General features: G+C 61.6%; 2 protein-coding genes. One reads left to right on the forward strand and one right to left on the reverse strand.

Going from position 1 to position 2771, the window contains the following annotated elements; translation table 11 throughout:
• Positions 1–733: transporter substrate-binding domain-containing protein (locus ACTH3D_RS12950; RefSeq protein ID WP_441667556.1), on the reverse strand; the 733-nt coding region annotated here is incomplete at its 3' end.
• Between the two features lie 64 nt (positions 734–797).
• On the opposite strand from ACTH3D_RS12950, the gene purL reads away from it, so the two are divergent.
• A partial coding sequence (gene purL / locus ACTH3D_RS12955) for a phosphoribosylformylglycinamidine synthase (protein WP_441667557.1) occupies positions 798–2771 on the forward strand: 1974 nt, incomplete at its 3' end.

Below are 2771 nucleotides of genomic sequence, written 5' to 3' on the forward strand. Positions count from 1 at the left end.
TGACTGCCGCGTCAAGACTGCCACTGGCCACTTGGTCAAGCAACTCCGCTACTTCGATGCTGTCGGAAGCTTTCCAGCTCAGGCTGGGATTGTCGTGCTGTAGCTCATACATGACCTGGTTGCTGCCGGTGCCGCTCAGGGTGCCAACCTGCAAACCTTGCAGATCATCAAGTGTCCTGGGAGGCGGCAGGCCACGCCGGTAGACTAGTACCGGCTGCAGCGGCATGATTGGCTGGCTGAACATCACCTCGTCCAGCATCGGGTCGAGCGGTAGCCCCGCTGCGCCCAGGTCGCCGGTGTGGCGGACCGCATCCATGATTCCGTCGCTACGCTGGCTGGTGTCCAGCGCCAGGCTGACGTCGAGCTGGTCGGCAAAGCGGCGCACCAGATCGTATTCAAAGCCGGTAGGGCCCTGGCGCCCTTCGTAATAGGTGGTTGGCGTGTTGCGGGTATGCACACTGAGAAACTCGCGCGCCAGTATCTCCGCAAGCCCCTTGTCGGGAGCAGAAGGCGGTGGCACCGGTATCAGCGTCAGTAGCAGAGCGGTGCCCAGCAACAGATAACCACGACGATGGCGGCCGAGGTGGATGACCAGTGATGGCAACATGGGGCAGTGGTGTGGCGGAGAGAGCTTTACCTTACCCAGCCAGCTAGTCGCTGTCACCAATATCTGCATCTTTACGGGTTTCTGCGGCAGACTCGATTTCTCGCTGCCGGTGCTTTCCAGTATCATATGTGCTCGTTGCCGCCGGCTGCGGCCCCCAGATTATTCTGCTTGATTCCAGAGGCCCGAGGATATGCTCGAACTGCGAGGTGCGCCTGCACTGTCCGTCTTCCGTCATGCCAGACTGCTGGCCGACCTGCGTGATGCCGTGCCGGAAGTCGAGGCGCTCAGTGCCGATTACCTGCATTTCATTGACCACGACGGCGAGCTTGGCCAAGACGAGCATGATCTGCTCGAACGCCTGCTGGATTACGGTCAGCGCCGTGAATCCGACGCTAATCATCAGGACGGGCAGGTGTTCTTGGTCGTCCCGCGCATTGGTACCCAGTCACCCTGGTCGTCAAAGGCCACTGACATTGCCCATAACTGCGGGCTTGGCAAGGTGTTGCGTCTGGAGCGCGGCATTGCCTACCGAGTGAGCTTTTCCAGTGCGATGAGCGAACAGGCGTTCAACGGTGTGGCGGCGCTACTGCACGACCGCATGACCGAGACCGTCTTGTTTAACAGTTCCGATGCGGTGCAGCTGTTCGCGCACCATGAGCCTGCGCCGCTGGGCAGCGTAGACTTGCTGGGTGGCGGCCGCGTCGCGTTGGAAACTGCCAATACCGAGCTTGGGCTGGCGCTGGCCGACGATGAGATCGACTATCTGTGCGATGCTTTCGCAGACCTTGGACGCAATCCCAGCGATGTCGAACTGATGATGTTCGCCCAGGCCAACTCCGAACACTGTCGGCACAAGATCTTCAATGCCGACTGGCTCGTTGACGGCGAAGCCCAGCAGCGCTCGCTGTTTGGCATGATCAGAAACACCCACGCCCAGTCGCCCGAGAATATTCTTTCGGCCTACAGCGATAACGCCGCGGTGATCTGCGGCAGCGAAGCCGGGCGTTTCTTTGCTGCACCTTTGACCGGCAAGGCGGCGGAAAAAGCCGTGTACGACACACATCGGGAGCCGGTACATATTCTGATCAAGGTGGAAACCCACAACCATCCGACCGCCATTGCGCCCTTCCCCGGTGCGGCAACCGGCTCCGGTGGCGAAATTCGCGATGAAGGTGCCACCGGTATCGGCGGTAAGCCCAAGGCCGGGCTGGCCGGTTTCACGGTGTCCAACCTGCGTATCCCTGAGTTCGTTCAGCCCTGGGAAGCCTTTGACTACGGCAAACCTGAGCGCATCGTCAGCGCCCTGGAAATCATGCTGGAAGGCCCTATCGGCGGCGCGGCCTTCAACAACGAGTTTGGTCGTCCCAACCTGGCGGGCTATTTCAGAAGTTACGAGCAGGACGCCATGGGCGCAGGCGGCATCGAGCGGCGCGGTTATCACAAGCCGATTATGATCGCTGGCGGCTACGGCAACATTCGGCCGGGCCACGTGCTCAAAGGTGAAATACCCGTGGGCGGCAAGCTGATCGTGATGGGCGGTCCGGCGATGCTGATCGGGCTGGGTGGCGGGGCGGCTTCGTCCATGGCCTCGGGCAGTTCGAGTGCCGATCTCGACTTCGCCTCGGTGCAGCGTGAAAACCCCGAGATGGAGCGTCGCGCTCAGGAAGTCATCGACCGCTGCTGGGCGTTGGGTGACGACAACCCGATCTGCTTCATCCACGACGTTGGCGCAGGCGGGCTGTCCAACGCGCTGCCCGAACTGGTCAAAGATGGCGAGCGTGGCGGGCGTTTCGAGCTGCGCGCGATTCCCAATGCCGAGCCGGGCATGAGCCCACTTGAAATCTGGTGCAACGAGGCCCAGGAGCGCTATGTGCTGGCCGTGGCGCCAGACCAGCTGGCCACGTTTGAGGCGCTTTGCCAGCGCGAGCGTTGCCCCTATGCGGTGGTGGGTGAAGCCACCGAGGCGCACCATCTGGAAGTCCATGACGGCCATTTCGAGAGCCGCCCAGTCGACCTGCCGATGAGCGTGCTGTTCGGCAAGCCGCCCAAGATGCAGCGTGAATTCCAGCGTCAAGACGTAGCGCTTTCCGGCGTGATGCTCGACAACCTCGATCTGCGTGAAGCCATGGACCGGGTGTTGAGCCTGCCTGCAGTGGCCTCCAAG

The sequence above is a fragment of the Halomonas sp. genome, from assembly GCF_052095765.1.
In the GTDB taxonomy this organism is placed as follows: Bacteria; Pseudomonadota; Gammaproteobacteria; order Pseudomonadales; family Halomonadaceae; genus Halomonas.